This is a genomic window from Cupriavidus sp. BIC8F, from assembly GCF_032465815.1.
GTDB classification, from domain to species: Bacteria; Pseudomonadota; Gammaproteobacteria; order Burkholderiales; family Burkholderiaceae; genus Cupriavidus; species Cupriavidus necator.
This window is the reverse complement of the sequence record NZ_CP136095.1, coordinates 1,388,154-1,414,604: the sequence shown is the minus strand read 5'-3', so window position 1 is coordinate 1,414,604 and position 26,451 is coordinate 1,388,154. Positions and strand designations below refer to the sequence as shown.

Genomic DNA, 26,451 nt, shown 5'->3' with positions numbered 1-26,451 from the left:
AATTTGCACGCCAACCCGTTTCTTCTCGCCCCCGGCGCCCGCTCCGCCATGCCCAGCCTGGCCCCGCACGACTGCTTTGCAGCGCCCGCTGCGGTCGGGCAGCCGGGCCTGCCCGGCAACGACGAACCTGCGCACGACTACCTGTTCGGCCCGGCCTGGCTGCCAGACGGCCGCGTGCGGTTCCGCCTGTGGGCCCCGGACGCAGCCGAGCAAGGCCAGGCGGTGCGGCTGGAGATCGCCGGGCTCGGTCCGGTGCGCATGGCGGCCGGCGCCAACGGCTGGTTCGAGGCCATCGTTCCGTGCTGCAAAGGGGCACGCTACTGGTTCCGGCTTGACGACGGCACCACCGTGCCCGACCCGGCCTCGCGCGGGCAGGCCGACGATGTGCACGGGCCTAGCATCGTGCCCGCTCCCGACGCCGCTGGCGCCTTTGCGTGGGCGTGCCCCGACTGGCGCGGGCGCCCGTGGCATGAAGCCATCATCTATGAGATGCACGTGGGCCTGTGCGATGGCTTTGCCGGCGCGGCGCGGCAGCTGCCGCGGCTGGCGGCGCTGGGCTTCACCGCGGTCGAGCTGATGCCGCTGGCGGAGTTCCCCGGCGCGCGCAACTGGGGCTATGACGGCGTGCTGCCATTCGCGCCGGAGTCCGCCTACGGCACGCCGGACGAACTGCGCGCGCTGGTGGACCGCGCCCACCAGCTCGGCATGATGGTGCTGCTGGACGTGGTCTACAACCATTTCGGGCCGGAGGGCAACTACCTGCACCGCTACGCCAGCGCGTTCTTCCGCGCGGACCGGCACACCCCGTGGGGGCCGGCCATCGATTTCCGCCGGCCGCAGGTGCGGCGCTTCTTCACCGAGAACGCGTGCTACTGGCTGGAGCAGTTCCGCTTCGACGGCCTGCGCCTGGACGCCGTGCACGCGATCGAGGACGAAGGCTGGCTGGCGGCGCTGCCCGGCGAGCTGCGCACCATGCTGGCCGAAGGCGACGGCGCCGGCCGCCATCTGCACCTGGTGCTGGAGAACGACAACAACGACGCCGAACTGCTGGCCAAGGGCTACGACGCCCAGTGGAACGATGACGCACACCATGCCCTGCACGTGCTGCTGACCGGCGAGAGCGACGGCTACTACTGCGACTACACCCGCTGCGCCGATGAGGGCGAGGGTGCGGCTGCGGGGCGCAGCGAGCCCGCGCTGCGCCACCTTGCGCGCGTGCTGGGCGAAGGCTTTGCCTATCAGGGCGAACTGTCGGCGCACCGCTCTGCCGCCGCGCCGGGCGCGTCGTCAAGCGCGGACGGCGTGCGCCGCGGCCAGCCCAGCGCGCATCTGCCGCCCACGGCCTTCGTCTGCTTCCTGCAGAACCACGACCAGACCGGCAACCGCGCACTGGGCGACCGGCTGGCCGGCCTGGCGGACCGCGATGCGCTGCGCGCAGCGGTGGCGCTGCAGCTGCTGTGCCCGCAGGTGCCGCTGGTGTTCATGGGCGAGGAAACCGGCACGCAGCGGCCCTTCCTCTACTTCACCAGCCACCCGCCCGAACTGGCGCAGGCCGTGCGCGACGGCCGGCGCCGCGAGTTTGCGGCTTCCGCGGCATTCCGCGATGATGCGCGCGCCGCGGCTATCCCCGACCCCAACGACCCGGCCACCTTCGAGGCGTCGCGCCCCGAGCTGGAGGACGACGGCGACTGGACCCCGTACTACCGCGAACTGCTCTCCGTCCGCCGCCGTGAACTGCTGGACCGGCTGGCCGGCTGCCAGTCGGCCGGCGTCGATATCCTGGGTCCGGCCGCGCTGTGCGCACGCTGGCGGCTGATGGACGGCATGGAGCTGAGCCTGTGGCTGAACCTGGGCAGCGAAGCCGTGCCATGCACGCGCCCGTGCCGCGACATGAGCGCGGCGCTGCATGAAAGCCTGCCCGGCGCCGCGGCCGAGCTGTCCGCCGGCATGCTGCCGCCGCTGGCCTGCGTCGCCACCATGTGCGAGCCCGCCGCGGCGCGCGCCAGATAATGCCCGCCGGCTTGCCGGAGTCCCAGCCAGGCGGCCATGGCGATGGCGGCGACCATGACCTGCCCCGCGCCACCGCCCGGCTGCAGCTGCATCCGGGCTTCACCTTTGCCGATGCCGCCGCCGTGGTTGACTACTACGCCGCGCTCGGCGTCAGCCACTTGTACCTGTCGCCAGTGTGCAGCGCGCGCCCGGGCTCCACCCATGGCTACGACGTCACCGACTTCACCCGCGTGCGCGACGAGCTGGGCGGCGAGCCCGGCCTGAAAGCGCTGGCCGGGCGCGCCCGCGCCGCCGGCCTCGGCCTGGTGCTGGACATCGTGCCCAACCATATGGCGGCGGACGCCACCCACAACCGCTGGTGGCGCGACGTGCTGACCCACGGACGCGCCAGCCGCTGCGCCGGCAGCTTCGACATCGACTGGACCCCGCGCGACCCCGCCCTGCATGGCAAGGTGCTGCTGCCGATGCTGGGTCAGTCCTACTGGGACACGCTGGTGGCGGGCGAGCTGCAATGGGTGCCCGCAAGCGCGGAGGCTGCCGCCCACCTGCGCTATTTCGAGCACTCGCTGCCGCTGGCGCCGGGCAGCGTGGATGCCGCGGCCGCAACCCAGCCCGGCTGGTACGACCCCACGCAGGCCGAAGGCCGCACCCGGCTGCACGCGCTGCTGGAGCGCCAGCACTACCGGCTGGCCTGGTGGCGCACCGCCGCCGCGGCACTGAACTGGCGGCGCTTTTTCGAGATCAGCGATCTCGTCGGCGTGCGCGAGGAAGACCCGCAGGTATTCGACGCCGTCCACGCACTGGTCTTGCGCCTGCTGCGCGAAGGCTGGATCGACGGCGTGCGCGTCGATCATGTCGACGGCCTGGCCGATCCCGCTGGCTACTGCCGCCGGCTGCGTGCCGAACTGGACCGGCACGCCGCCGCGCGCCCGCCGCTGCTGCGGCTGGCGCACCCATGGCTGGTGGTCGAGAAGATCCTGGGCCCGCGCGAACGCCTGGCGCCGGACTGGCAGGTCGATGGCACCACCGGCTACGACTTCATGGACGATGTGGCCGCCGTGCTGCACGACGGCAACGGCGAGGCGCCGCTGGGCGCGCTGTGGGCATCGGCCAGCGGCGATGCGCGCCCGTATGCCGCCCATGTCGCCGCAGCGCGGCGCCAGGTGCTGGAGCGGCACCTGGTGACCGAGTACGAGGGCGCGGCCGCCTGCCTGCACGACTGCGCGAAGCAGGAGCCCGGCACGCGCGACCTGACACGCGCGGCGCTGCGGCGCGCGCTGGCCGCGCTGATGGCGGCGGTGCCCGTCTACCGCAGCTACTTTGACGCGCAACCCGGGGCGCGCGACGCCTCGGCCGCACAGGCCGACGATGCCATGCTGGACCAAGCCATGCAGGCGGCGCGCGCCGGCCTGGCCCCGGACGAGGCCGTGGCACTGGCCTTTATCGGCGGCTGCCTGCGCACGCCAGCCCCGCCCGACAGTGAAACCGGCGTGCTGCGGCGCCGCCTGCAGCAGCTGATGCCCGCGCTGGCAGCCAAGGCCGGCGAAGACACGGCGTTCTACCGCTACGGGCGGCTGCTGTCGCGCAACGAGGTGGGCAGCGACCCCGCCACGCTGGCGCTGCCGCCGGCGCAATTCCATGCGCGCATGGCGGCGCGGCGCCTGGCCTGTCCTCATGCCATGCTGGCCACTGCGACCCACGACCACAAGCGCGGCGAGGACACACGCATGCGCCTGGCCGTGCTGAGCGAGATGCCCGACGCCTGGGCCGATGCCGTGGCGGCATGGGAACGCGCATGCGCACCGCTGCTGTCGACCCTGCCGCAGGCGCCCGACCCCGGCGACCGCCTGATGCTGTACCAGACCCTGGTCGGCGCGTGGCCGATGGAGGACATCGGCAAACCTGCAGGCAGCAACACCGTCGACGCCCTCCTGGAGCGCGTGTCCGCGTGGCAGCTCAAGGCCATCCGCGAAGCCAAGCGCCACGGCAACTGGACCTGCCCCGACGCAGCGTACGAAGCTGCGTGCGAGGCCTTCCTGCGCGCCATCGCGGCGGGCTGGCCGTTGGGTGTGCTGGCGCATATCGGCCAGTTTGCGCAGCACATTGCCGTGGCTGGCGCCGTCAACAGCCTGGCACAGGTGCTGGTGCAGCTGACCGCACCGGGCATCCCCGACCGCTACCAGGGATGCGAAGGCTGGGACCTTAGCCTGGTGGACCCGGACAACCGGCGCCCGCCCGATTTTGCGCAACTGCGCGCGCGCCTGGGCTGCAGCGCTGGCTGGGCCCACTGGCTGGCGCACTGGCGCGACGGACGCCTCAAGCAGCAACTGATACGCCAGGTGCTGGCAGTACGCCGCACCCATCCCCGGCTCTTTGCCGACGGGCAATACAGCATGCTGGCGGCGCAGGGCGCACTGGTGCCGCAGGTGCTGGCCTTTGCCCGCAACGAGCAAGCGCACCAGGCCATCACGGTGGTGACGCGGCTGGCGGCCACGCAGGTCGACCCGACCATGCCGCGCATCCCGCCCACGGGCTGGGGTGACACTACCCTGGACGTGGGCGCGCCGCAGCCCAGCCGCTGGATCGATGCGCTGACCGGCCATGTGCTGGACGCACCCATGGGCCGGCTGCGCCTGCGCGAGGTGCTGGGCGGCTTGCCGGTGGCGCTGCTGCTGCGCCAGCCGTAAGCGGCCCCGGGCAACGCGAACGGTCGCGGTCTCAGGACTTCTGCGCCGCCGTGTGCAACACGATCGGCGTCAGCGGGCCGTGCGGATGGAGCGGCGTGCCATGCGGCGAGGCCTGGCCATGCTGCGGCGGCTGCGCACCGTCGTCCTGCGGCTCGCGCCTTGCCTGACCCGGCGAAGCGCCGCGTTCCTGCGGCAGGTAGGGCCGGATCACCACGGCCACGTAATCGTCCTCCTTGGGAGTGACGACGATATACGCCAGGCCCGACATCACCAGGCCCACCTCACCCAGCTCGGTCGCAATGCGCGCCACGATAAAGCGCTGCAGCAGCAGCGGGTTGACGCTGTCGTCAATCGCAAGCGCGGCCGTGCAGATGGTCAGGAAGCAGCGCTCGACCTCGCGGCACACCACCACTACCTCATCGAGGGCGTAGCCCGAGCGGCTGGCGCGCACCAGCACCGATACCCCCGAGCTGGGCGCGGCACGGTGCCAGCCCGGCTTGACCTTGAAGCTGGGCAAGGTCAGGCCGGAGCCGGTGTCCTGGGCTACGGTATTGAAGCGCTGGGCGAAGTCCGTGGGCGTCATCGCAAGCAGCTGGCGCTCCACCGGTGCCGAAGACACCGAGACGGACGAGGCCAGGACGACGGTGGACACGATGCTGGCTAGGTTCATGACTACCTCGCAACGGATGAGCCGCTCCCCCCGGCTGCGCTGTCGGGCCCGGCGACACGCGGCGCACAGGGTGACGCCGCGGCATCGGGCCGGCGTTGCGGGCTGTGCTCGCCGGCACTTGCCGCTCGCCAGTTTTTGCCAGCATTTCCTCCACTATAGACACGACGGCACGCAATCACACGACAGCCCGCAAGCATCGCACCGGTCATGCCGCGGCGGCCTGCCGGCACGCACACGGCTCGCCAGGTGGCGGCACATGCAGTTTCTGCCGCGGCTGTAAAAACTACGCCGCGTGTGCCGCGCCGGCAGCGCCGCGCCTGCGCCGCAAGCCGCACAGGACCCAGCCAGGCACCGGCCGCGCCGGCGCCGGGAACAGAGCTTGCAGGTCTAAGAACCCATTTCATAATGAAGAAGGGTTCTAAGGCAGATGCGGAGCAGGAATCGCCCTGCCCGCCGCCAAGTACAGGAGGATCGTCATGACACCACGCTCCCGCATCGCCCGCCTGGCGCTGCCTCTGGCGGTGCTGGCGATGGCAGCCACCCAGGCCGTCACGGCCGCCCCGGCCGATGCGCCGGCGGCGCCGTCGTCCACGGGACGCACCGCCGCGCCGCGCGACACCGAAGCCGCCAGCGACCGCGCCATCACTGCCGAAGTCCAGGCCCGCCTGGCAAACACGCGCGCGCTGGACCGCGCCCGGATCCGTGTATCCACCACTGACGGCGTGGTCAAGCTGGAAGGCACCGTGCGCGACGATAAACAGCGTACGATGGCAATGGAACTGGCTCGTTCGGTGCGCGGCGTGAGCGCCGTGTCAGACGAGCTGCGCGCCGGTACCGACTGACCGGCAGCGCCATGCCAACCTCCGTGGAGACGCCATGAGCACCCATCGCCAGCCCGACCATGACATCACGCGGCGCCGCAGCGAGCGCCCCGATCCGCACAAGGGCGGCCCCGACACCGAGCATGAACGCGGCAAGCCCGGGCGCGACCGCCGCCATGATGTCGAGCGCGAGCACGACATTCCGGACGAGAACGGCGAGCCGCCTTCAGTCAGGCGCCGCGGCGGCCAGCCAGAAGAAAGCGAATCGCCGGTGGAGAATTACTGAATCCGCCGGGCCAACCGAACAGGAGGCACGATGAGCAAGACCGTACGTACCCACCGTACCGGCCCACGCCACGGTGACCGCGTGGGCGGCACAGCGCCCGCGCCGCGCGAAGGCGCGCAGGCCTCCGCCGGCCGCCGTTCGCGCGAGAACACCGCGTCCGGCGCCGCGCGCGCCGACGCGGGCCATATCCCGAGCACGCTCGACCCCGATCTCGAACAGGAAACCGACGATATCGACGAAGAAATCGAGCAACGCGAGAATGAGGCCCACACGGCGCAGGATGAGGAAAGCCCCGAGGAAGAGATCGCCGATGAAGTGGTGCATGCCGCCGAAGACCTGCCGGCCGAAGTGCCGGTCGACAAGGCCGACCACACCGATGAGCGCGAGGAGCGCCCACCCCGCGCACCGCGTTAGTCAGCGATAGCGCCCGGCAGGGACGTATCAGGGCGGCAAGACGAACGCCGGCCCCGGTGCGCCCGGGACCGCCGTCTTTGTTCGGCCAGGACCCTCATCGAAGCCGCCGCTATGTCGGCGCTGCGGGCACCTCAAAACGAGCCAGCAACGGCAGGTGGTCGGAGGCCACGCGCGCCAGCGGCGAACGGTGGCTGGCCACGGACACCAGGTGGGCGCGCGGCGACACCCAGATGCGATCGAGCGCAAACACCGGCCAGCGCGACGGGAAGGTGGCGGTGTGCGGCGTATGCTCGAAATACGCATGCAGCCAGCGCAACGGCCGGCCCCACAGGAACCATTCATTGACGTCACCGAGCAGGATGGTCGGCAACGGCGGCGCCGCGGCCACGTAGTTGAGCAACTGCTGCACCTGGCGCCGGCGCTCGCCGGGGCGCAGGCCCAGGTGGGTGGCAATCACGCGCAGCGCGCTCTCCCGTCCCGACGCCGTGCACGCCAGCGTGACATCGATGGCACCGCGCGGCTCGCAGCCCTTCACCGTCAGGTCGATCTGGTTCACCGCCCGCGGCGCAAAGCGCGCCAGCAGCGCATTGCCATAGTCGGCATTGCCGCGCACGCGCGTAAAACCCGAGACCACGTGCATGCCGGTATGGCCGGCCAGGTATTCCAGGGTATGGTCGTTGCTGCTGCCGGATTCCACCTCCTGCAGCGCGACGATATCGGCGTCCAGTTCTTCCAGCACCGCTGCGATGCGGTCCGGCCGATAGCGGCGGTCCGTGCCCACGGCGCGGTGGATGTTGTAGCTGGCCACCATCATGCTGGCAATGCCGGCCGCGTCCGCCGGCCGCCCGGAGTGCAGCGCTGCCCGCGCGCCGGTGACCGCAAGCGTGTCGCCGGGGTCACGCGCCTGGGCAGGATTTACAAGAGACGGTAAGTCCGGTTGCATTCGCATGGCCGGCAGCGCTGGCCATCAGGCTCAGCCGCCATCCAGGAACGGGTTCGGCTTGCCGACGCGGCGGCCCAGGTCGGGGCTTTCCCAACGCGGGCCGCCCATGTACGGATCCGGGGCGCGCTGCATGGCCGTGCCAGGCACGCCAGGCTGCGCCGGCATGGTCGAAGGCTGGGCCTCTGGCGCGGGCGCCAGGTCAGTCCGGGTGGGAGCGTTGGCGCCCTGGGAATACGGGTCGAACTTGTCAGTGCTGCGCGCGCCTTGCGAATACGGGTCATAGGTGCCGCGCGGCGTGCCCGGCGCCTGTGCCATGGCGGGGATTGCGGCAGCGGCCAGGGCCACGGCTGCAAGGAGTCGGCAGGGGCGGATATGCTTCATGGTTACCTCCGTTTGCACGCGATGTGCGCGCCAGTAGCCATGGTCAAGCGAAAGGCGTGCCCGTACGCCCTTCGCTGTGCCAACCCTACGCCAACCCCTTACGCGATGCCCACTTTGCCTGCTTCGGCATTGTCCCGCGCCAGCACCGGCACCAGCGCCGCGCCGGTATGGCTGGCCGCGTTGCGCGACAGGGCCTCCGGATCGGCCGCGCCGACAATGGTGCCGCCGCCCGCACCGCCTTCGGGCCCAAGGTCGATGATCCAGTCGGCCTCGGCAATCACGTCGAGGTCATGCTCGATCACCACCACGCTGTGCCCGCCGTCCGTGAGCCGGTGCAGCACGCGGATCAGGCGCGCCACGTCGGCCATATGCAGGCCCACGGTGGGCTCGTCCAGCACGTACAGCGTATGCGGCGCCTTCTGGCCGCGGCGCGTGATGTCGTCGCGCACCTTGCTCAGCTCGGTGACCAGCTTGATGCGCTGCGCCTCGCCACCGGACAGCGTAGGCGACGGCTGGCCCAGCGTCAGGTAGCCCAGGCCCACGTCCTTCATCAGCTGCAGCGGATGCGCGATGTTCGACATGGCCGAGAAGAACTCCACCGCCTCGTCGATCTCCATCGTCAGCACGTCGCCGATATTCTTGCCGCGCCAGGTGACCGCCAGGGTCTCGGGGTTGAAGCGCTGGCCGTGGCAGACATCGCACGCCACCTTCACATCCGGCAGGAAGCTCATGCCGATGGTGCGCACGCCCTGCCCTTCGCACGCCGGGCAGCGCCCGTCGCCGGTGTTGAACGAGAAGCGCGACGCCGTGTAGCCGCGTGCGCGCGCTTCCAGCGTATCGGCGAAGAGCCGGCGAATGGTGTCCCACACGCCGATATAGGTGGCCGGGCATGAGCGCGGCGTCTTGCCGATCGGGGTCTGGTCCACTTCCAGCACGCGGTCGATCGATTCCCAGCCGGTGACGGCGTCGCAGCCATGCCAGTTGTGCTCAACATTGAGCGGCTTCCTGGCGGTTGACTTCGCTGCCCTGGCCTCATCCTTCGCAGCGTTGCGCGCGCGCCGGGTCGCCGGCGACGACAGCACCGAACGGCCCACCGCATCGAGCAGGTTGGTCATCAGCACATCGCGCGCCAGCGTGGACTTGCCCGAACCGGACACGCCGGTGATGGCCACCAGCCGCGACAGCGGAATGCGCGCCGTCACCTTGCGCAGGTTATGCAGCGATGCACCATGCACGGTCAGCCATTCCGGCGGATCGGCGGGCTTGCCGGCGGCGCCGGGCTTCACCCTGCGCCTTGCCTGCAGCGGATGGATGATCGGGTGCGCCAGGAACTGCCCGGTGGTGGAGTCCGGCGCCGCCGACAGGTCGGCCACGCCGCCCTGTGCCACCAGCGTGCCGCCGCGTTTGCCCGCACCGGGGCCGATATCGATGATGTGGTCGGCACGGCGGATGGTGTCTTCATCATGCTCGACCACCACCAGCGTATTGCCCTTGTCGCCCAGCTTGCGCAGCGCGTCCAGCAGGATCTGGTTGTCGCGCGGATGCAGGCCGATGGTGGGCTCGTCCAGCACGTAGCAGACGCCCTGCAGGTTGCTGCCCAGCTGCGCGGCCAGGCGGATGCGCTGGGCCTCGCCGCCAGACAGGCTGGGCGCGGCGCGGTCCAGGCTCAGGTAGCCCAGCCCCACTTCCTCCAGGAACTGCAGGCGGCTGCCGATCTCGCTGATGACATCGCGGGCGATCTCGGCATCGCGCCCCGTGAGGTGCAGGCCATCGACCCAGCGGCGGGTATCGGACACGGTCCACTGCGCCACGTCGACGATGGCGTTCTCGTCAAAGGTCACCGCGCGCGCGACCAGGTTCAGGCGCGTGCCGAGGCAGTCCGGGCACGGCGTGTCAACCACGCCTTCGGGTTCCTGCTCTTCCGACGGCAGGCTCTGCTCGCGGCCGCGGTTGTCGTCCGCCAGCACGGTATCGTCGAACGCCGCGCGCTGCTCGCGCGTCAGTGCCAGCCCGGTGCCCACGCAGGTGGTGCACCAGCCGTGCTTGCTGTTGTATGAGAACATGCGCGGGTCCAGCTCAGGGTAGCTGGTGCCGCACACCGGGCAGGCGCGCTTGGTCGAGAACACCTTGACCTCGCCCACGTGCGCAGTGCCGCCGTTGTGCATGGCGTCGTGCAGGCCGTCCAGCGGCGCCAGCAGGTGCATCACGCCCTTGCCGGCCTCCAGTGTCTGCGCCAGCAGCGCGCGCAGCTCGGCCTCGTTCTCGGCCGACACCACCAGGTCGCCTACCGGCAACTCGATGGTGTGCTCGCGGAAGCGGTCCAGCCGCGGCCACGGGTCGACCGGCAGGAATTCGCCATCGACACGCAGGTGCGTATTGCCGCGCGCCTTGGCCCACTTGGCCAGGTCGGTATAGACGCCCTTGCGGTTGACCACCAGCGGTGCCAGCAGCCCCACGTGCTGGCCGCGATGGTCGCGCAGCAACTGGGCGGCGATGGACTCCGGGCTCTGCGAGGTCACCGGCGCGCCGTCATGCACGCAATGCTGGATGCCCAGCTTGACGTACAGCAGGCGCAGGAAATGCCAGACTTCGGAAGTGGTCGCCACCGTGCTCTTGCGGCCGCCGCGCGACAGGCGTTGCTCGATCGCCACCGTGGGCGGGATGCCGTAGACCGCATCCACCTCGGGCCGGCCCGCCGGCTGCACGATGGAGCGGGCGTAGGCATTGAGCGATTCCAGGTAGCGGCGCTGGCCTTCGTGGAACAGGATGTCGAAGGCCAGCGTCGACTTGCCCGATCCGGACACACCGGTGACCACGTTGAACTTGCCGTGCGGGATATCGACGTTGAGCGCCTTCAGGTTGTGCTCATGCGCATTGACGATGCGCACCACGTCCTCGCCCTCCACCTCGCGGCGCGCGCGCCGTGCCTGCAGCGCGGCCTGCAGCGGCACGCCTTCGATCTCGGCGCGCTCGGCGGCCAGCGTGCCGGCTTCGCCCAGCGCCGCGTCATAGTGGATCAGCGCCTGGCCGGTATGCGATTCGGCGCAGCGCTTCACCTCTTCCGGGGTGCCGGTGCAGACCACGCGCCCGCCGGCGTCGCCGCCCTCGGGGCCAAGGTCGATCAGCCAGTCCGCGGCGCGGATCACATCCAGGTTGTGCTCGATCACGATCAGCGAATGGCCGCCGTCCAGCAGCTTGCCGAAGGCGCGCATCAGCTTGGCGATATCGTCGAAGTGCAAACCCGTGGTCGGCTCGTCGAACATGAACAGCCGGCGCGGGATGGCGCTGGGCCGGGTCCGCGACGGCGTTGCCTGCGCCGCTTCGGCGAGAAAGCCGGCCAGTTTCAGGCGCTGCGCCTCGCCGCCCGACAGCGTCGGCACCGGCTGGCCCAGTTTCATGTATTCCAGGCCGACATCGACGATGGGCTGCAGCACGCGCAGCACCGCGGGGTCGGCGGCAAAGCAGGCGGCGGCTTCGCTGACGGTCAGCTCCAGCACGTCGGCAATGCTCAGCAAGCGCGGCGGCTGGCCGGGGACGGCGCGCTCGATCTTCACTTCCAGCACTTCGGGGCGATAGCGGGTGCCGTCGCAGTCCGGGCAGCGCAGGTAGACATCGCTCAGGAACTGCATCTCGACATGCTCGAAGCCCGAACCGCCGCAGGTCGGGCAACGCCCGTCGCCCGAGTTGAAGCTGAAGGTGCCCGCAGTGTAGCTGCGCTGCAGCGCCATCGGAGCCTTGGCGAAGATCTTGCGAATCTCGTCGAACGCGCCCACGTAGCTGGCCGGGTTGGAACGCGCGGTCTTGCCGATCGGCGACTGGTCGACAAAGACCACATCGTCGACCAGGTCCGCGCCGGTCAGCTGGCGGAAGGCGCCCGGCGACTCGGTGGCCTTGCCGAAGTACCGCGCCATGGCCGGATGCAGCACGTCCTGCAGCAGCGTGGACTTGCCCGAACCCGACACGCCGGTCACGCACACCAGGCGCTGCAGCGGGATCTCGACCGTGACGTCCTGCAGGTTGTGCTCGGTGGCGCCTGCCAGCACGATGCGCGGCAGTGTGGCGTCCACCGGCCGGCGCTGCCAGTGCGAGGCATCGGCCACGCGGCGGCGCCCACCCAGGTATTCGCCGGTCAGCGTGCCGGCATTGCGGATGTCCGCCGGCGTGCCGTCGAAGATGATATTGCCGCCGCGCTCGCCGGGGCCCGGGCCCATGTCGATCAGGCGGTCGGCAGCCAGCATCACGGACGGATCGTGCTCTACCACCACCAGCGTGTTGCCCGCGTCGCGCAGCCGGTGCATGGCCTCGACAATGCGGTTCAGGTCGCGCGGGTGCAGGCCGATGCTGGGCTCGTCCAGCACGAACAAGGTGTTGACCAGCGAGGTGCCCAGCGCCGTGGTCAGGTTGATGCGCTGCACCTCGCCGCCGGACAGCGTGCGGCTCTGGCGGTCCAGCGTCAGGTAGCCCAAACCCACGTCGCACAGGTAGTTCAGGCGCGTGCGCACGTCGGCCAGCAGCAGCTTGAGGGCATCGTCAAGCATCGCGCTGGGCAGGGTCAGTCCGTCGAAGAAACGGCGGATGCGCTCGATCGGCAGCAGCATCAGGTCATGCACGGTCAGGCCGGGCAGCGCCTCAAGCTGGGTGCGGTCCCAGTCCACCCCGCGCGGCAGGAAGCGGCGCGGCGGCGCCAGCACGGCGTCGGCATTGTCCTTCGAGCCCAGGCGCCACAGCAGCGACTCGGTCTTCAGGCGTGCGCCGCCGCAGGTTTCGCACGGCGTGTAGCTGCGGTACTTCGACAGCAGCACGCGGATGTGCATCTTGTAGGCCTTCGACTCCAGGTAGTTGAAGAACCGCATCACGCCGTACCAGTGCTTGTTCCACTGGCCGGTCCAGTCCGGCGAGCCATGGATGACCCAGTGGCGCTCGGCCTCGGTCATCTCCGCCCAGGGGGTGTCGCGCGGGATGCCGGCCTTGCCCGCGTAGCGCATCAGGTCATCCTGGCACTCCTTCCATGCCGGGGTCTGCATCGGCTTGATCGCTCCGCCGCGCAGCGTCTTGCGCGCGTCGGGAATCACCAGGCCAAGGTCGACCCCGATCACGCGGCCGAAGCCGCGGCAGGTCTCGCACGCGCCATAGGCGGAGTTGAACGAGAACAGCGCCGGCTGCGGGTCCGCATAGCGCAGGTCGCTGTCCGGGCTGTGCAGGCCGGTGGAAAAGCGCCATACGGGACCTTCGTCGCCGTCAGCCAGCACGTAGATGTTGACGCGGCCGCCGCCGCGCTTGAGCGAAGCTTCGATCGCCTCCAACACGCGCACCTTCTCCGCATTGCCGATGCGCAAGCGGTCCGCCACCACATCGAGCAGCTTGCGTGCGCCGGTGGGCGACTCCACCACGCGCTGCGCCTGCACGCGCGTATAGCCGCTGACGGATAGCCATTGCTGGACCTCTTCGTCCGTGGCGGACTCGGGCAGCTCGACCGGAAAGGTCACCACGAGCCGCGCATCGTGATGCGGCTGGCCCTCGGCTGTGCGCGCCAGCAGCTCGGCGTAAATGGTTTCCGGCGAGTCATGGCGCACCGGCAGCGCGGTCTGCTTGTCGAACAGCTCCGCTGCGCGCGCGTAGAGCAGCTTCAGGTGGTCGTTCAGCTCCGTCATCGTGCCCACCGTCGAACGCGAGCTGCGCACCGGGTTGGTCTGGTCGATGGCGATGGCGGGCGGCACCCCGTCCACACGCTCCACCTGGGGCCGGTCCATCCGGTCCAGGAACTGGCGGGCGTAGGCGCTGAAGGTCTCGACGTAGCGGCGCTGGCCTTCGGCATAGAGCGTGTCGAACACCAGGCTGGACTTGCCCGAGCCGGACGGCCCGGTCACCACGGTCATCTCGCCGGGTCGCAGGTCGAGATCGACATTCTTGAGGTTGTGCTGGCGGGCGCCGCGAATGCGGATTAGCTGCTTGCTCGACACGATTTCTCTTTTCGAATCAGGACGTTAAGGAGGGGTCGGAAGGCGGCCCGACCACTGTACATCCATACAGTCTATCAGGTTGGAAAAGAATTGGTATCGATCACGTCGCACGGAATCAGACAAGTGACGGTGCGGAGCGAGAGGCGAGCGGCTTTCATGGACGTTCGCGCCAGGCCAATGCCTGACTTTCGCTGAATTGCTATTTTTCGATTACCGATATACGATATGATCCAGTCATTCAGATGTTCCGACACCGCTGAACTGTTCGCGGGCCGCTGCGTACCACGCTTCGGCAATATCCGCGCCGTGGCCGAACGCAAGCTGCGGCTGCTGCAGAGAGCGTCGACGCTGGAGTTCCTGCGCTCCCCGCCGGGCAATCGCCTGCAGTTGCTGACGGGCGACCGCAAAGGCCGCTACAGCATCCGCATCAACGAACAGTGGCGCATCTGCTTCATCTGGACCCACGACGGCCCCGCGGCCGTTGAGATCATCGACTATCACTGAGGAAGACTGACATGGTTCGCTTCAAGGACGGCATGCGTCCCATCCACCCGGGCGAAATCCTGCGCGAGGATTTCCTGGTACCGCTCAACATGAGCGCCAACGCCCTGGCCCTTGCGCTGCGCGTGACCGCGGCGCGCATCAACGACATCGTCCGCGAGCAACGTGGCATTACGCCGGACACCGCCCTGCGCCTGGCGCGCTATTTTGGCGGCGATGCGCAGTCGTGGCTCAACCTGCAGCTGGACTATGACCTGAAGGTCGCGCAGCGCGACCACGGCGAGCGGATCATGGCGGAAGTGGCGCCACGCAATGCGGCGGCGGCCGGTCAGCCGGCCGCAGAAAAGTAGAAAACGGTGTTGCCGGGGCGACGCTGCCCACGCCGCCCCGGGGTCATCCCCCTATCGCATCAGCGCTTCGGCCAGCGCCCGGAAAGCGCGGAACGTGATCGGATTGTTGGCCGCGTTGCCGGCCACCGGGTGCGACGCGTAGCGCACGATGGTCAGTTCGGCCTTGGGGTCGATATAGATGCGCTGGCCATGGATGCCGGCGGCCTGGAACATGCCATGGCTGTCGTGCGAGACCCACCACATGTCGCGGTAGCTCCAGCCCGGCAGCACCGGCGCGCTGGCCGACCTGGCAAACTGGTCCCGGTCGCCGCCGCCGCGGATATCCGCCACGACCGAGGCCGGAATGATCTGCTTGCCGTTGAAGCGTCCGTTGCCGCGGATGGTCTCGCCAAAGCGCGCGAGGTCGCGCAGCGTGGTGTTCAGCCCGCCGCCGCCCGACTCCGTGCCGATGCTGTCCACGGTGAAGTACGCATCCTGCTCAGCGCCCATCGGTTGCCAGATCCGCTCCGAGAGCAGCTTGGCCAGCGACTGGCCCGAGGCCCTGCGCACGATCCACGCCAGCACCTCGGCATTGACCGTCTTGTAGGCAAACACCGCATTGTGGTCGCCCTCCTTCTGCAGGGTCTTCAGGAAGTCGTAGAACGTCCCCGGGCCGCTGTAGCCCGCCGGGCGGGCCAGCATGCCGCCCGCACGCGCGTAGTCCCACACCTCTGCCTTGGGGTTGGCATAGTCCTCGGAGTAGCGCACGCCGATGGTCATGTCCATGACCTGCCGCACCGTGGCGTCACCGTAGGCCGTGCCAGCCAGTTCGGGCAGGTAGCGCGTCACCGGTGCCGCCGGGTCGAGCTTACCGTCGGCCGCGAGCATCGCGGCCAGCGTGCCGACCAATGACTTCGTGACCGACATGGCGATATGGGGCGTATGCCCGTCAAGCGCGCCGAAATAGCGCTCATAGATGACCTTGCCCTTGTGCATCACCAGGATGCCGTCGGTGTAGGTCAGCGCCAGCATCTCGTCGAAGGTGCGGCGGGTGCCATCCGCATCGGTGAACGGCACCGAGCCGATATCCCGTTCCGCCCGCGGCAGCGCGCTGGCCGGGCCGGCGCCGCGCCAGACGGACGCGGTCGGCACCAGTTCACGGATATGCGAGAACAGCCAGCGATTGCGCGGAAACCTGTCGGCGCCCGGCGTATGCGTGATCAGCTTGTCCGGCGGCGGGGGGAAGCCTTGCATCCAGCCCAGGCGGTTCGGATCGCTGTCCAGCGCGGCGACCAGGGTCGGCGCCGCGGCTGCCGGGGCGGCCGCACTCCCGGCGGTGCTGCCAGCGTTCTGGCTCCAGGCCGGCAGGCTGGCCGCGCACAGCGCCATGCATGCCAGGCGGCGCCAGGGGCGCGAGGATTCCGGATAGGTCTTCAACGACATGCTGTCTCCTTGATTTGTTCTGGTAGAGGGATTGCCGCCTAGCCCGCCTGCGCATCCGCGCCCTGCTGATGCTCGATCAAAGCCGCGGTCAGCTTGTCGATGCAGCGGTCCAGCGTCTGCACTTCCGCTTCCGTCAGCACGGAGAGGAACATCTTCTCCAGCACGTCGCCGCGCTGGTACGTCTGCGCGACCAGTGCTTCGCCCGCCGCTGTCAGGTAGAGGTTCAGCTGCCTGGCGTCGGCCTCGCCGACTTCACGGCGCAGCAGGCCCCGCTTTGCCAGCGCGGTGACCAGCTTGGAAGTCACCGTTTTCTCCAGCAGCACCAGTTCGATCAGGCGCGTCAGCGTCAGGCCCGGCTCCAGCCCGGCAAAACGCAGCACACGCAACTCCCGCAGGCCGATGCCGAACTCGCGTTCGTAAAAGCCGGAGGCGGAACTCTTGGTCATTTCGCAGAGGCGGTTCAGGCGGAACGACATGAATTCCAGGATGGAATCGGTGGTGCTGGCAGTGTTGGACATGGGAACGGGTGATCAGGCGGCAAATAGATTCTATGAGCAATAGTTTCCATCGGCAACTAAATAAGGGTAAGTACGGTTCCACGCGCTATCGCCCCGGGCAAAAGAAAAGGCCCGCCCCAGGATTCCTGGCAGCGGGCCTGTCCAGGCAGCGCGGCGGCTGCCTTCAGCGCTCAACCGCGATCAGTCAAGCAGGTGCCCCATGCGCGTGCGCTTGGTGGCCAGGTACTTCTCGTTCTCGGCGTTGGACGGCACGATGTGGCGCAGTTGCTCGGTGACGGTGATGCCGGCCTTCTCGAGCGCGGCTGCCTTGAGCGGATTGTTGCTCATCAGGCGCACGGACCTGACGCCCCACTGGTGCAGCAGGTCGGCGGCGAAGGCGTAGTTGCGCGCGTCGATCTCCTGGCCCAGGGCCAGGTTGGCGTCAACCGTGTCGAGCCCGCCGTCTTGCAGGCGGTAGGCGCGGATCTTCTCGGCCAGGCCAATGCCGCGGCCTTCATGCCCGCGCAGGTACAGCAGGATGCCGCGGCCTTCGGCGGCGATCTTTTCCATCGCGAGCTCGAGCTGCGGGCCGCAGTCGCACCGGCAGGAACCGAAGACGTCGCCGGTCAGGCATTCGGAATGCATGCGGATCAGGACGTCATCGCCCGTCACATCGCCCACGCTGAGGGCCAGGTGTTCGATGCCTGAATCGGCGCCCTTGAAGGCGTGCGCCGTAAAGTCGCCGAATCGCGTCGGCAGGCGCGCCGAGTCGATCAGCTCAATTTCTGTGTCATTCATACCGGAATTCGTGGTCAAAAGGCGGGGGCGCGGCCCGGCACCGTCGACATTATGAGCGGAATTGCGCCTTCGCGCTCGGATTCCCCGCCGTGGCGGGACGGGGCGGCCGTCGGCAAAGTCCTACAGCAGTACGCGCGATCCACTTATGCAGCCGCTTCAGGCGGGTCGGTAGACTCGGTTTACAGGACATCGCCGGAGCCGTTCCAGGCATCCGAAGCGCATTGTGCATCACCTGAGGGCGGCCCGGCACCAGCAGGAGCAGGCATGAACGGTAATCCCTTGAACGCTGAGCAAGCCAGTACCAAGATCGCAGCACTGTTCGATACCAGGTCGGCAGCCAGCGACGCCGCCGAACGGGTCTGCCATGTGGCCCGCCTCAGGCACCGGCAGGTACGGCTGGTGCATCCATACGAAGCGCACTTCGGCCGCAAGCTGGAGCCCGAGAACGACGCCATCGCGCGCACCGCGGTGCATTCGCACCTGATGATGGGAGCGCTGGGCGTGGTGATCGGGCTGGCCATTGTCGGCATTCTGCACCGGCAGGAGGTCGAGGCCGTCATGGACAGCCCGGGCCTCGCCGCCGGGGCGGCTATCTTCCTGGGCTTGGTGTTCGGCATGCTGCTGGCGGGGCTGATGACCGCTCGGCCGGACCATCAACTGGTGATTCCGCCGGTGCGTGAAGCCGTGCAGCATGGCCGCTGGGCGCTGCTGGTACACCCGACCACGCCGCAGCAATGCCACGAAGCCCTGCGCGCGCTGCGCAACACCACCGCCGAGGTGCTCAGGACAGCCTGATCAGGGCTCGACCGAAGGCTCACGCTTGAGCGTGCGCAGCACAAAGGTCGAGCGGCTGTGGCGCAGGCCAGGCAGCTTGTAGAGCTTGTGCCGCAGGAACTCCTCATAGCCCAGGGTCCCCGCCACCGCGACCTTGATCAGGTAGTCATATTCGCCCGTCAGCAAGTGGGCCTCCATCACCTCAGGCAGTTCCGCCAGGGCCTTGCCGAAGCGGTACAGCATGTCGTCATCATGCCGCTCGAGCGTGACCTCGATCAGCACGGTATCGGGCAAACCCAGCGCCTTCTGGTTCAGCAGCGCGGCGTAGCCTTCGATCACCCCGCATTCTTCCAGCGCGCGCACGCGGTTCCAGCAGGGCGTGGCCGACAGGCCGACCTGCTCGGCCAGCCGCGCATTGGACAGGCGGCCATCGCGCCGCAGTTCACGCAGGATGCGCCGGTCGGTGTCGTCAAGTTTGGGCGGCTGTGCCATCGCAATAGCTCACAAGAAAAGAAACATCCTTAAATTCTGCCATAAATGGATGTTTGCTCTCCAAGACAAGCCATACATGAGAAAATAAAGAAGCCAATTTTGAGCAACGGCTGGTAAATTCACCTTATCGAACGACTTGCCGGAAACGACACATGCCAGCCACCACCCTCCCCAGCCTGCGCCTCTCGCTGCGACTCGAAAGCGCCGACCTGTTCGGCGCCATGGAATGGGTGCTGGCCAATGCGCGCCGTACCGGCCTGGCGCCGGCGCAACTCAGCTTCGACGCCGCGCGGCAGGCTGTGCTGCATGCCACCCTGACGGCGGAGGATGCCGGCCTGCTGTGGCTGTTCCTGCGCCGCCTCGACAATGGATTCGACGTGGAACTGCTGTTTGCCGACGTGGATGACCCGGACAGCGACGCCGTGGCCGACCCGGCCCCGCGCGCCGCCACGCACCGTACCGACAGCGAGCCGGCCCTGGCCCTGTCCGCGTGACCCGGGCCCAAGAACCCGTTTCAGAATGAAAAAGGGGACGCGTTCAAGCCAGGCGCGCGCAGGCTAGGCGCGGGCCGCCGGCCTTGGTCATTCCAAGGTCAAGGCGCGTAACAACGCATGCGCCGCGCCTGGCTTGAACCCGAAGGGAAGGCTGCTGCCGGGCCCCTTTTTCATTCTGAAACGGCTTCTAAGCAGCCTGCGGCAGCAGCTCGATTCCATCGAGCTGCGCCGCGCACGTATCGCGCACGATCGAGACAAAGTCCGCCACATAGGGCCGGCGCGCCATCGCCGCCGGCACCGTGGCGTAGAGCTCGCTCCACAACCCTCTGGCGCCGATGCGCTTGGCCAGCACGTAGTCGTGGTCGACATAGTTCTTCACGCCCCAGTTGGGCAGCGCCGCCACGCCGCGGCGGCTGGCTACCAGCTGCAGCACCGCCACCGTCAGTTCCGCCGTGCGCCGTTCCAGGTGGATGCCCGCGGGCTCCAGCACCTCGCGGATCAGGTCGATGCGCTGCTCGGGCACCGGATAAGTAATCAGCGTTTCGCCGGCCAGGTCGCCGGCTTCAATGCGGCGCTTGTTGCGCAGCCGGTGTTCATTGGCGATGACCGCCAGGATCTCGAAGCGGAACAGCGGCGCGACCTCCAGGCCGCGCCGGGCCGCCGGCAGCGAGCCGATCACCATGTCGGCGCGGCCATCGCTGAGCAGCGCGATCGGGTCAGCGTGGAAGCCCGCCACCAGGTCCACCTCCACTTCCGGCCAGCGGCGGCGGAACTCGTCCATCACCGGCATCAGCCAGTCGAAGCAGGTATGGCATTCCAGCACCACGCGCAGCTCGCCGCGGGTGTCGCCCTTGAGCCGTTCAATATCGCGGTCGGCCGCGCTGACCGCGGCCAGCACCTCGCGCGCCAGCGCCAGCAGGCGTTCGCCCGCGGGCGTGAAGCGCAGCCCCTGGCGCGTGCGGTCGAACAGCGGCAGCCCGTAGTGCGATTCGATCGCCTTGATCTGGTGCGACAGCGCTGACTGGCTGACATGCACGCGCTCGGCCGCGGTGGCCAGCTTGCCGGACTCGGCAATCGCCACCAGCGAGCGCAAATGGCGGACTTCGATCATGCCGTGCCCCTAACGTGCCAACCGCCCATCTTGATATGAAATCCATTCATACATTGTTTAAAACTTGTCGCTTGATTCATTTTACGGGCAAACCGACACTGTGCGCCAGACATCTTCCGGAACAACATCCGTGGCACGCACCCATATCCTCGGCTTTCCCCGCATCGGCGAACGCCGCGAACTGAAATTTGCGCAAGAAGCGTTCTGGCGCGGCGACCGCACCGAAGCCGAGCTGCGCGACGTAGCCGCGCAACTGCGCCGCCGCCACTGGCAGCTGCAGGCCGACCGCGGCCTGGACACGGTGGCCACCGGCGACTTTGCCTACTACGACCAGATGCTGAGCCTGACCGCGCTGCTGGGCGCGCTGCCGCGCCGCTTCGGCTTCGATCCGGCACAGCTCACGCTGACGCAGTACTTCGAGCTGGCGCGCGGCAACCGCGAGCAGCCGGCCATGGAAATGACCAAGTGGTTCGACACCAACTACCACTACCTGGTCCCGGAACTGGACGGCGAGACCACCTTCGACGGCGGCCCGGCATGGTTCTTCGAGGAAGCCGATGAGGCGCTGGCGCTTGGTCTGCGCGCCCGCCCGGTGCTGATCGGGCCGGTCACCTACCTGTGGCTGTCCAAGAGCCATGTGGCAGGCTTTGACCGCCTGACGCTGCTGCCGCAACTGCTGCAGGGCTATCGCCGCATCCTTGGCCAGCTCAAGGCGCGCGGCATCGAGTGGGTGCAGATCGACGAACCGGCGTTGTGCCTGGACCTGGAGCCGGCCTGGCTCGACGCGTTCGACACCGCCTACGCTGCCTTGCGCGAAGCCGGCCCCAAGCTGCTGCTGGCCACCTATTTCGACACCGCCGCCGACCATGCGCAGCGCGCCGCCGCCCTGCCGGTTGATGGCTTCCATATCGACCTGGTGCGTGCGCCAGAACAGCTGGCAACGTGGCAGGCCGCGCTGCCAGCGCACGCCGTGCTGTCGCTGGGCGTGATCGACGGCCGCAATATCTGGCGCACCGACTTGCGCCGGGTGCTGGATACGCTGCGCCCGGTGCAGGCCGCGCTGGGCGAGCGCCTGTGGCTGGCACCGTCGTGCTCGCTGCTGCATGTGCCGGTCACGCTCGCGCATGAAGTGCGCCTCGATGCCGAGCTGAAGTCGTGGCTCGCCTTCGCCACCGAAAAGCTCGACGAGCTGTCCGTGCTGGCCCGCGCATTGAACGAGGGCGACGCCGCCGTCGCCGCAGCGCTGGCAGCATCCGACGCCGCGCAGGCCTCGCGCCGCGCCTCGCGCCGGGTGGTCAACCCGCGTGTGCAGCAGCGGCTGGCAGCCGTGAGCGCCGGGATGGCCGACCGCGCCAGCCCCTTTGCCGAGCGCATCGAGCGCCAGCGCCAGGCGTTGCAGTTGCCGCTGTTGCCGACCACCACGATCGGCTCGTTCCCGCAGACCGCCGCTATCCGCCAGACCCGCGCCGCCTTCAAGCGCGGCGAGATCGGCGCGCTCGAATACCTGGAACGCATCCGCGCCGAGATCGCCGTGGCCGTGCGCAAGCAGGAAGCACTGGGGCTGGACGTGCTGGTGCACGGCGAAGCCGAGCGCAACGACATGGTCGAGTACTTCGGCGAGCAGCTGTGCGGTTACGGCTTTACCGAGAACGGCTGGGTACAGAGCTATGGCTCGCGCTGCGTCAAGCCGCCGGTGATCTACGGCGATGTGTACCGGCCCGAGCCGATGACGGTCGATACCGCCCGCTATGCGCAATCGCTGACCGAGCGGCCGATGAAGGGCATGCTCACCGGCCCCATCACCATGCTGCAGTGGTCCTTCGTGCGCGACGACCAGCCGCGTGCCACCACCGCGCGCCAGCTCGCCCTGGCCATCCGCGACGAAGTGTGCGACCTGGAGCAGGCCGGCATCCGCGTGATCCAGATCGACGAGCCCGCGCTGCGCGAAGGCCTACCGCTGCGCCGCGCCGACTGGGATGCCTACCTGGACTGGGCCGTCACGGCCTTCCGGCTGTCGGCCAGCGGCGTGCAGGACCAGACCCAGATCCACACCCATATGTGCTATGCCGAGTTCAATGACATCCTGCCCGCCATCGCGGCCATGGACGCGGACGTGATCACCATCGAGACCTCGCGCTCGGCGATGGAACTGCTGGAAGGCTTCGGCGACTTCGACTACCCGAACGAGATCGGGCCGGGCGTCTACGACATCCACTCGCCGCGGGTGCCGTCGGTGCAGGCCATGGAGCGGCTGCTGGACCGCGCCTGCGAGGTGGTGCCGCCGCAGCGGCTGTGGGTCAACCCGGACTGCGGCCTGAAGACGCGCGGCTGGGAAGAGACCGAAGCAGCGCTGGCCAATATGGTCAGCGCGGCCCGCGCGCTGCGCGCGCAGCTGTCGGCGCGGGGCGCAACGACCTGGAAGCGCGTCAGCAAGCCTGCAGCCGCCGCCGCGGCAGTGCCCCACGCCAGCGGCGCCTGCACGGCCTGCGCCACGCACGCCCACTGAGCCGGCGCAGCGCAGGTGCGGCATGCGCCCCGTGCGGCGCTGTGCCGCATGGCGGCGCTGCCATCGGCTTCGTATCCTTGCCGGCTGTCTGTCTGTACTCAGAGCACCGGCGCCCCGCCTTGGGAGAGGCATGAAACGGGGGCGCCGATGTGCCCGTATAAGGCATGCGGTTTTACACATCTCTGACCTTCCAAAGCGACCAGAGCGCCCGGGAAAAGCGTTTACTTTCAACGAGTTGAAGCGCCCCTTGTAAACTCTCTAAGTCTCGCGTTTACTGTCGCATTTTGGGTGACGCGTTGACGATTGAATCGACACACTGGGCAGCGACTGAGTTTGCCCACCTGGATCTCGGTGATGCGCGCCTCGACAAGCGAGCGAGGATGTTGATGGAGCGATTTGCGGCCGATCCGATGGCCAGCGTACCGAAGGCTTGCCACGGCTGGAGCGAGACCATGGGAGCGTATCGCTTCTTTGGCAACGACAGCGTTGACTGGCGCGATATTCTGGCGCCGCACTGGCAGCAGACCCGGCAGAGAATGGGGGCTGAACCCGTCGTGCTGTGTCTTCAGGATACGACGGAACTTGATTTTAACGGTCAAGGGGCTATCGGTCTGGGGCCGCTGAGCTATGAGGCGCAGCGGGGTATGTATCTCCATCCGACCTACGCCGTCACGCCGCAACGCGAACCGCTTGGTGTGCTGGACGCGTGGATGTGGGCGCGTGAGAAGCGGGATAAATTCGGCAAACGCGGTGGGCCAAAGGAAAGCTTGCGTTGGATTGAAGGTTACGAGCGCATCGCTGAAATGGCCCTGGAGCTCCCCAGCACGCGCTTGGTCTATGTCGCAGACCGCGAAGCCGACTTGATGGCGTTGATGCTGCATGCTCAAGAACTCGGTACGCCCGCCGACTGGCTCATACGTGCGGCCCACAATCGCTGCCTGCCGGATGGCGAGAAGCTGTGGCAGCGCACCATCAGCGGCAAGCCTATTGGCGAGATCGCTTTCACGATGGGATCGCGCCATGGCGTCAAGGCCCGCACCGTGCGTCAGCAACTCTGGGTGCAACGGGTTGATCTGCCAGCAGGTAAGGGCAAGACGGTCGCGGCGACGAGCATCGTCGCACGCGAGTTTGATGCGCCTGCCGGCGTCAAGCCAATCGAGTGGCGCCTCCTGACAAATCGCAGCGCAGCTAGTCTGGACGATGCGATTGAGCTTATTGACTGGTACCGCGCGCGCTGGGAGATAGAGACGCTGTTCAACATCCTGAAGAACGCCTGTCGCGTTGAAGCGCTCCAGTTGTCGGCGATAGAACGCCTTGAGCGCGCTTTGGCACTGTTCATGGTCGTCGCTTGGCGCATAGCGCATCTGATGCGGCTCGGACGCACTTGCCCGGACCTGGACGCTGACTTGTTCTTCGACCCGGATGAAATACGCGGCGCCTATCTGCTGACCCGTGTCAAACAGCCTGCTAAGCCAACGCTGAATGAAGTGCTTCGCCTGATTGCACGCCTTGGCGGCTTCCTCGGCCGGAAGAGCGATGGGGAGCCCGGCGTGAAGACGATTTGGCTTGGCCTGAAAGAAGTTCATGTCGCTGCGAAGACTTTGCGAGGATTACGAGTCGTCGATGATGGGGACAATTGTGTATAACCGCATGCGTATAAGGCTATCTCTTTGGCGGCAACAACGATGCGCGACAGTACGTCAACGTGGCCGGCGATCGCGGCGCCAATACCCCGGTGTTCTATCCGGGCAGCGGGCGGGCCTTCTACGCCGGGGTGCGCTACAACTTCTGAGCCTTGCGCCGGCAGGAAAAGACAAAGGCCGCATGCCCTCGCAGGCATGCGGCCTTTGTCCTTGATGGCGGCCTCGTCAGTTCACCCGCATCACCGCCGGCGGCATCCAGTTGCCGTCCAGCAGCACCTGCTCCGGCCAGTACGCGCGCAGCATCATGTTCAGGCCATCGGGCGGCGCCGGCAGCCAGTTCGCTGCCTTGGCGCCGGCCGGGCGCTCATGCTGGATATAGATATCGAGCGAGCCGTCGCGGTTGTAGCGCAGTCGGTCGCGGCTGCCCACGGCGTAGCGCTGGATCGGGTTGGGAATGAACGCCTGCCGGTCGTTGTACAGCGTCAGCGACCAGAACGCGCGTGCCGGCGGCAACTGGTCCTTGTCGAAATGCAGCACATAGCTTGCCCCGCCCTGCAGCGGCTTGCCGTTGGCGTCCGTGCGGGTGGAGGCGTAGATCGCATCCTCGGGCAGGTTGGCGCCCAGGCCCACCCAGGCGGTCACCGCGCGGCGGCCGTAGCTGGTGCCATAGGTGCCCAGGTCGCGATGCATGACCCAGCCGTTGCCGGCATCGGCATTGCCCTTGCGCGCGCCCTGCGCGATGGCCGCCAGCGCCGCGGTGGCGCCCTCCTGCACCGCGCGCGCGGTGGAGGGCTCCATCACCGTGGTCTTGAACGGCACCCCGGGAGTGATGCCCATGCGGCGGAGCTTGTCGACCATGGCGGCATCGGCGGGCGCCGGCGGATTGGCCGGCAGCAAGGCGGCAAAGCGCGTGAAGAAGGCCTGTGCATCCATTGCCGCCACCTGCTCCACGGGGGCGCTTTCAGTGTCGATGGCCGTGGGCCGCGGCGCAGCCTTGTCGGGCACGCGCCGCCCGCCACCCCAGGCCGACAACGGCGTCAGCCGGTACTGGTCCTGCAGCCGGTGCACCGCCGGGAAGTCTTGCTTGCCATTGGTCTGCGTGCGGCCGATCAGCCAGACCATCGACGTGGGCGAGCGGATCTCCTGCATGCCCTTGGGCAGCGTGCCGCGCCATTCAGGCCCAGTGATGACGAAATTGCCGCGGCGGGTGCCGGTGGTGCGCTTGCCCGGCGACGCGAACACATTGGTCCACGCATCCATCAGCGGCATCAGGTAGTAGCGCCCTTGCGTATCGGGCACCGACAGGATGACCGGCTCCCTGGACAGGTCGAGCCAGGCCGACGAATACAGCGTGTCGGCGTTGGGGCTGACCACGTCGGTGAAGCTTGCGTCCGGGAAGGTGCGCTTGTGGCTGAAGGTATTGACCGGCGTGCGCAGCGTCATCAGCTCGCGCGTCACGTCCATCAGCACCATCGGATAGGCGAAGGTGAAGACCTCGGCGGACAAGGCCTTCATGGCCTGGTCGGACGGCGGTTGCTCGGCGACTGCCGGGCTGGCCCCGTGATCCGGCGCTGACACACAGCCGGACAGCATGACGGCGAGCGTGACCGCGCTCGCCAATTGTCGAAAGGAAGGCTTCATGACCCCGTTTTCCCAATGTTTTTGCGGCTTTTCGGGCGTTGCGGCTATGA

Annotated in this window: 21 protein-coding genes; 11 read left to right on the top strand and 10 right to left on the bottom strand. The window is 68.2% G+C overall.

The genetic code is table 11. The features are described from left to right. Window positions 1-3: 3 nt before the first annotated feature. Both treZ and treY read left to right on the top strand, forming a co-directional pair. Window positions 4-2,010: a malto-oligosyltrehalose trehalohydrolase gene (gene treZ, locus RS901_RS26645; RefSeq protein ID WP_316157139.1), complete on the top strand. Its 2,007-nt coding sequence runs from the start codon at window positions 4-6 to the stop codon at window positions 2,008-2,010. After that, window positions 2,010-4,697, top strand: a complete 2,688-nt coding sequence (gene treY / locus RS901_RS26640; RefSeq protein WP_316157137.1) for a malto-oligosyltrehalose synthase — start codon at window positions 2,010-2,012, stop codon at window positions 4,695-4,697. Before treZ ends, treY begins: the two co-directional genes overlap by 1 nt. 31 nt (window positions 4,698-4,728) lie before the next feature. Here the strand turns inward: treY and RS901_RS26635 are convergent, their stop codons facing one another. After that, on the bottom strand, window positions 4,729-5,367 hold the full coding sequence (locus tag RS901_RS26635; RefSeq protein ID WP_316157136.1) for a malto-oligosyltrehalose synthase: 639 nt from the start codon (window positions 5,365-5,367) through the stop codon (window positions 4,729-4,731). 476 nt (window positions 5,368-5,843) lie between these two features. Here RS901_RS26635 and RS901_RS26630 point away from each other — a divergent pair, with 476 nt between their 5' ends. The 3 genes from RS901_RS26630 to RS901_RS26620 are packed head-to-tail and all read left to right on the top strand — an operon-like array spanning window position 5,844 to window position 6,888. Beyond that, window positions 5,844-6,209 carry a BON domain-containing protein gene (locus RS901_RS26630; protein WP_316157134.1) on the top strand — a complete coding sequence of 122 codons (366 nt, stop codon included), beginning with the start codon at window positions 5,844-5,846 and terminating at the stop codon, window positions 6,207-6,209. 34 nt (window positions 6,210-6,243) lie between these two features. After that, window positions 6,244-6,474 carry a hypothetical protein gene (locus RS901_RS26625; protein WP_114130698.1) on the top strand — a complete coding sequence of 77 codons (231 nt, stop codon included), beginning with the start codon at window positions 6,244-6,246 and terminating at the stop codon, window positions 6,472-6,474. 30 nt (window positions 6,475-6,504) lie between these two features. Beyond that, window positions 6,505-6,888 (top strand): hypothetical protein, encoded by a 384-nt coding sequence (locus tag RS901_RS26620; protein WP_316157132.1) that lies wholly within the window; start codon window positions 6,505-6,507, stop codon window positions 6,886-6,888. A 109-nt stretch (window positions 6,889-6,997) separates the two neighbouring features. Here RS901_RS26620 and RS901_RS26615 read toward each other — a convergent pair whose 3' ends face one another. The 3 genes from RS901_RS26615 to uvrA form a co-directional block, all read right to left on the bottom strand. Further along, complete coding sequence (locus tag RS901_RS26615; RefSeq protein ID WP_410054224.1) at window positions 6,998-7,837, bottom strand: endonuclease/exonuclease/phosphatase family protein; 840 nt, start codon at window positions 7,835-7,837, stop codon at window positions 6,998-7,000. Window positions 7,838-7,861: 24 nt separating this feature from the next. Next, window positions 7,862-8,212 (bottom strand): endonuclease, encoded by a 351-nt coding sequence (locus RS901_RS26610; RefSeq protein ID WP_316157127.1) that lies wholly within the window; start codon window positions 8,210-8,212, stop codon window positions 7,862-7,864. A gap of 98 nt (window positions 8,213-8,310) precedes the next feature. After that, window positions 8,311-14,172 carry an excinuclease ABC subunit UvrA gene (uvrA, locus tag RS901_RS26605; protein ID WP_316157126.1) on the bottom strand — a complete coding sequence of 1,954 codons (5,862 nt, stop codon included), beginning with the start codon at window positions 14,170-14,172 and terminating at the stop codon, window positions 8,311-8,313. 225 nt (window positions 14,173-14,397) lie between these two features. Between uvrA and RS901_RS26600 the strand changes: the two genes are divergently transcribed. Continuing rightward, a complete protein-coding gene (locus RS901_RS26600) occupies window positions 14,398-14,676 on the top strand; it encodes a type II toxin-antitoxin system RelE/ParE family toxin (RefSeq protein ID WP_035815279.1) in 279 nt (92 codons plus the stop codon). Between the two features lie 11 nt (window positions 14,677-14,687). Beyond that, window positions 14,688-15,023, top strand: a complete 336-nt coding sequence (locus tag RS901_RS26595; protein WP_035815276.1) for a HigA family addiction module antitoxin — start codon at window positions 14,688-14,690, stop codon at window positions 15,021-15,023. Between the two features lie 51 nt (window positions 15,024-15,074). Here the strand turns inward: RS901_RS26595 and RS901_RS26590 are convergent, their stop codons facing one another. From RS901_RS26590 to ribA, 3 genes are all read right to left on the bottom strand, one after another. Next, window positions 15,075-16,445 carry a serine hydrolase gene (locus RS901_RS26590; protein ID WP_316157123.1) on the bottom strand — a complete coding sequence of 457 codons (1,371 nt, stop codon included), beginning with the start codon at window positions 16,443-16,445 and terminating at the stop codon, window positions 15,075-15,077. Between the two features lie 38 nt (window positions 16,446-16,483). Then, window positions 16,484-16,963: a MarR family winged helix-turn-helix transcriptional regulator gene (locus RS901_RS26585; RefSeq protein ID WP_013953223.1), complete on the bottom strand. Its 480-nt coding sequence runs from the start codon at window positions 16,961-16,963 to the stop codon at window positions 16,484-16,486. Window positions 16,964-17,143: 180 nt separating this feature from the next. Next, window positions 17,144-17,740, bottom strand: a complete 597-nt coding sequence (gene ribA, locus RS901_RS26580; RefSeq protein ID WP_316157122.1) for a GTP cyclohydrolase II — start codon at window positions 17,738-17,740, stop codon at window positions 17,144-17,146. Window positions 17,741-18,004: 264 nt separating this feature from the next. On the opposite strand from ribA, the gene RS901_RS26575 reads away from it, so the two are divergent. Beyond that, entirely contained in the window at window positions 18,005-18,535 is a 531-nt protein-coding gene (locus tag RS901_RS26575) for a riboflavin biosynthesis protein RibA (RefSeq protein ID WP_316157120.1), read from the top strand. Here RS901_RS26575 and RS901_RS26570 read toward each other — a convergent pair whose 3' ends face one another. Next, the gene (locus RS901_RS26570; protein WP_316157119.1) at window positions 18,536-19,006 is read right to left on the bottom strand and encodes an Lrp/AsnC family transcriptional regulator; all 471 of its coding nucleotides are present in this window, start codon (window positions 19,004-19,006) and stop codon (window positions 18,536-18,538) included. It lies immediately after the preceding gene. A gap of 152 nt (window positions 19,007-19,158) precedes the next feature. On the opposite strand from RS901_RS26570, the gene RS901_RS26565 reads away from it, so the two are divergent. Beyond that, window positions 19,159-19,500 (top strand): AsnC family transcriptional regulator, encoded by a 342-nt coding sequence (locus RS901_RS26565; protein ID WP_316157118.1) that lies wholly within the window; start codon window positions 19,159-19,161, stop codon window positions 19,498-19,500. A 187-nt stretch (window positions 19,501-19,687) separates the two neighbouring features. Here RS901_RS26565 and RS901_RS26560 read toward each other — a convergent pair whose 3' ends face one another. Continuing rightward, window positions 19,688-20,611: a LysR family transcriptional regulator gene (locus tag RS901_RS26560; protein WP_316157116.1), complete on the bottom strand. Its 924-nt coding sequence runs from the start codon at window positions 20,609-20,611 to the stop codon at window positions 19,688-19,690. A 130-nt stretch (window positions 20,612-20,741) separates the two neighbouring features. On the opposite strand from RS901_RS26560, the gene metE reads away from it, so the two are divergent. After that, the gene (gene metE, locus RS901_RS26555; protein WP_316157114.1) at window positions 20,742-23,117 is read left to right on the top strand and encodes a 5-methyltetrahydropteroyltriglutamate--homocysteine S-methyltransferase; all 2,376 of its coding nucleotides are present in this window, start codon (window positions 20,742-20,744) and stop codon (window positions 23,115-23,117) included. 296 nt (window positions 23,118-23,413) lie between these two features. Next, window positions 23,414-24,763 carry an IS4 family transposase gene (locus RS901_RS26550; RefSeq protein ID WP_425476451.1) on the top strand — a complete coding sequence of 450 codons (1,350 nt, stop codon included), beginning with the start codon at window positions 23,414-23,416 and terminating at the stop codon, window positions 24,761-24,763. 222 nt (window positions 24,764-24,985) lie between these two features. On the opposite strand, the gene RS901_RS26545 is transcribed toward RS901_RS26550, so the two are convergent. Beyond that, a complete protein-coding gene (locus tag RS901_RS26545; protein ID WP_316157113.1) occupies window positions 24,986-26,401 on the bottom strand; it encodes a DUF1254 domain-containing protein in 1,416 nt (471 codons plus the stop codon). Between the last annotated feature and the right edge of the window lie 50 nt (window positions 26,402-26,451).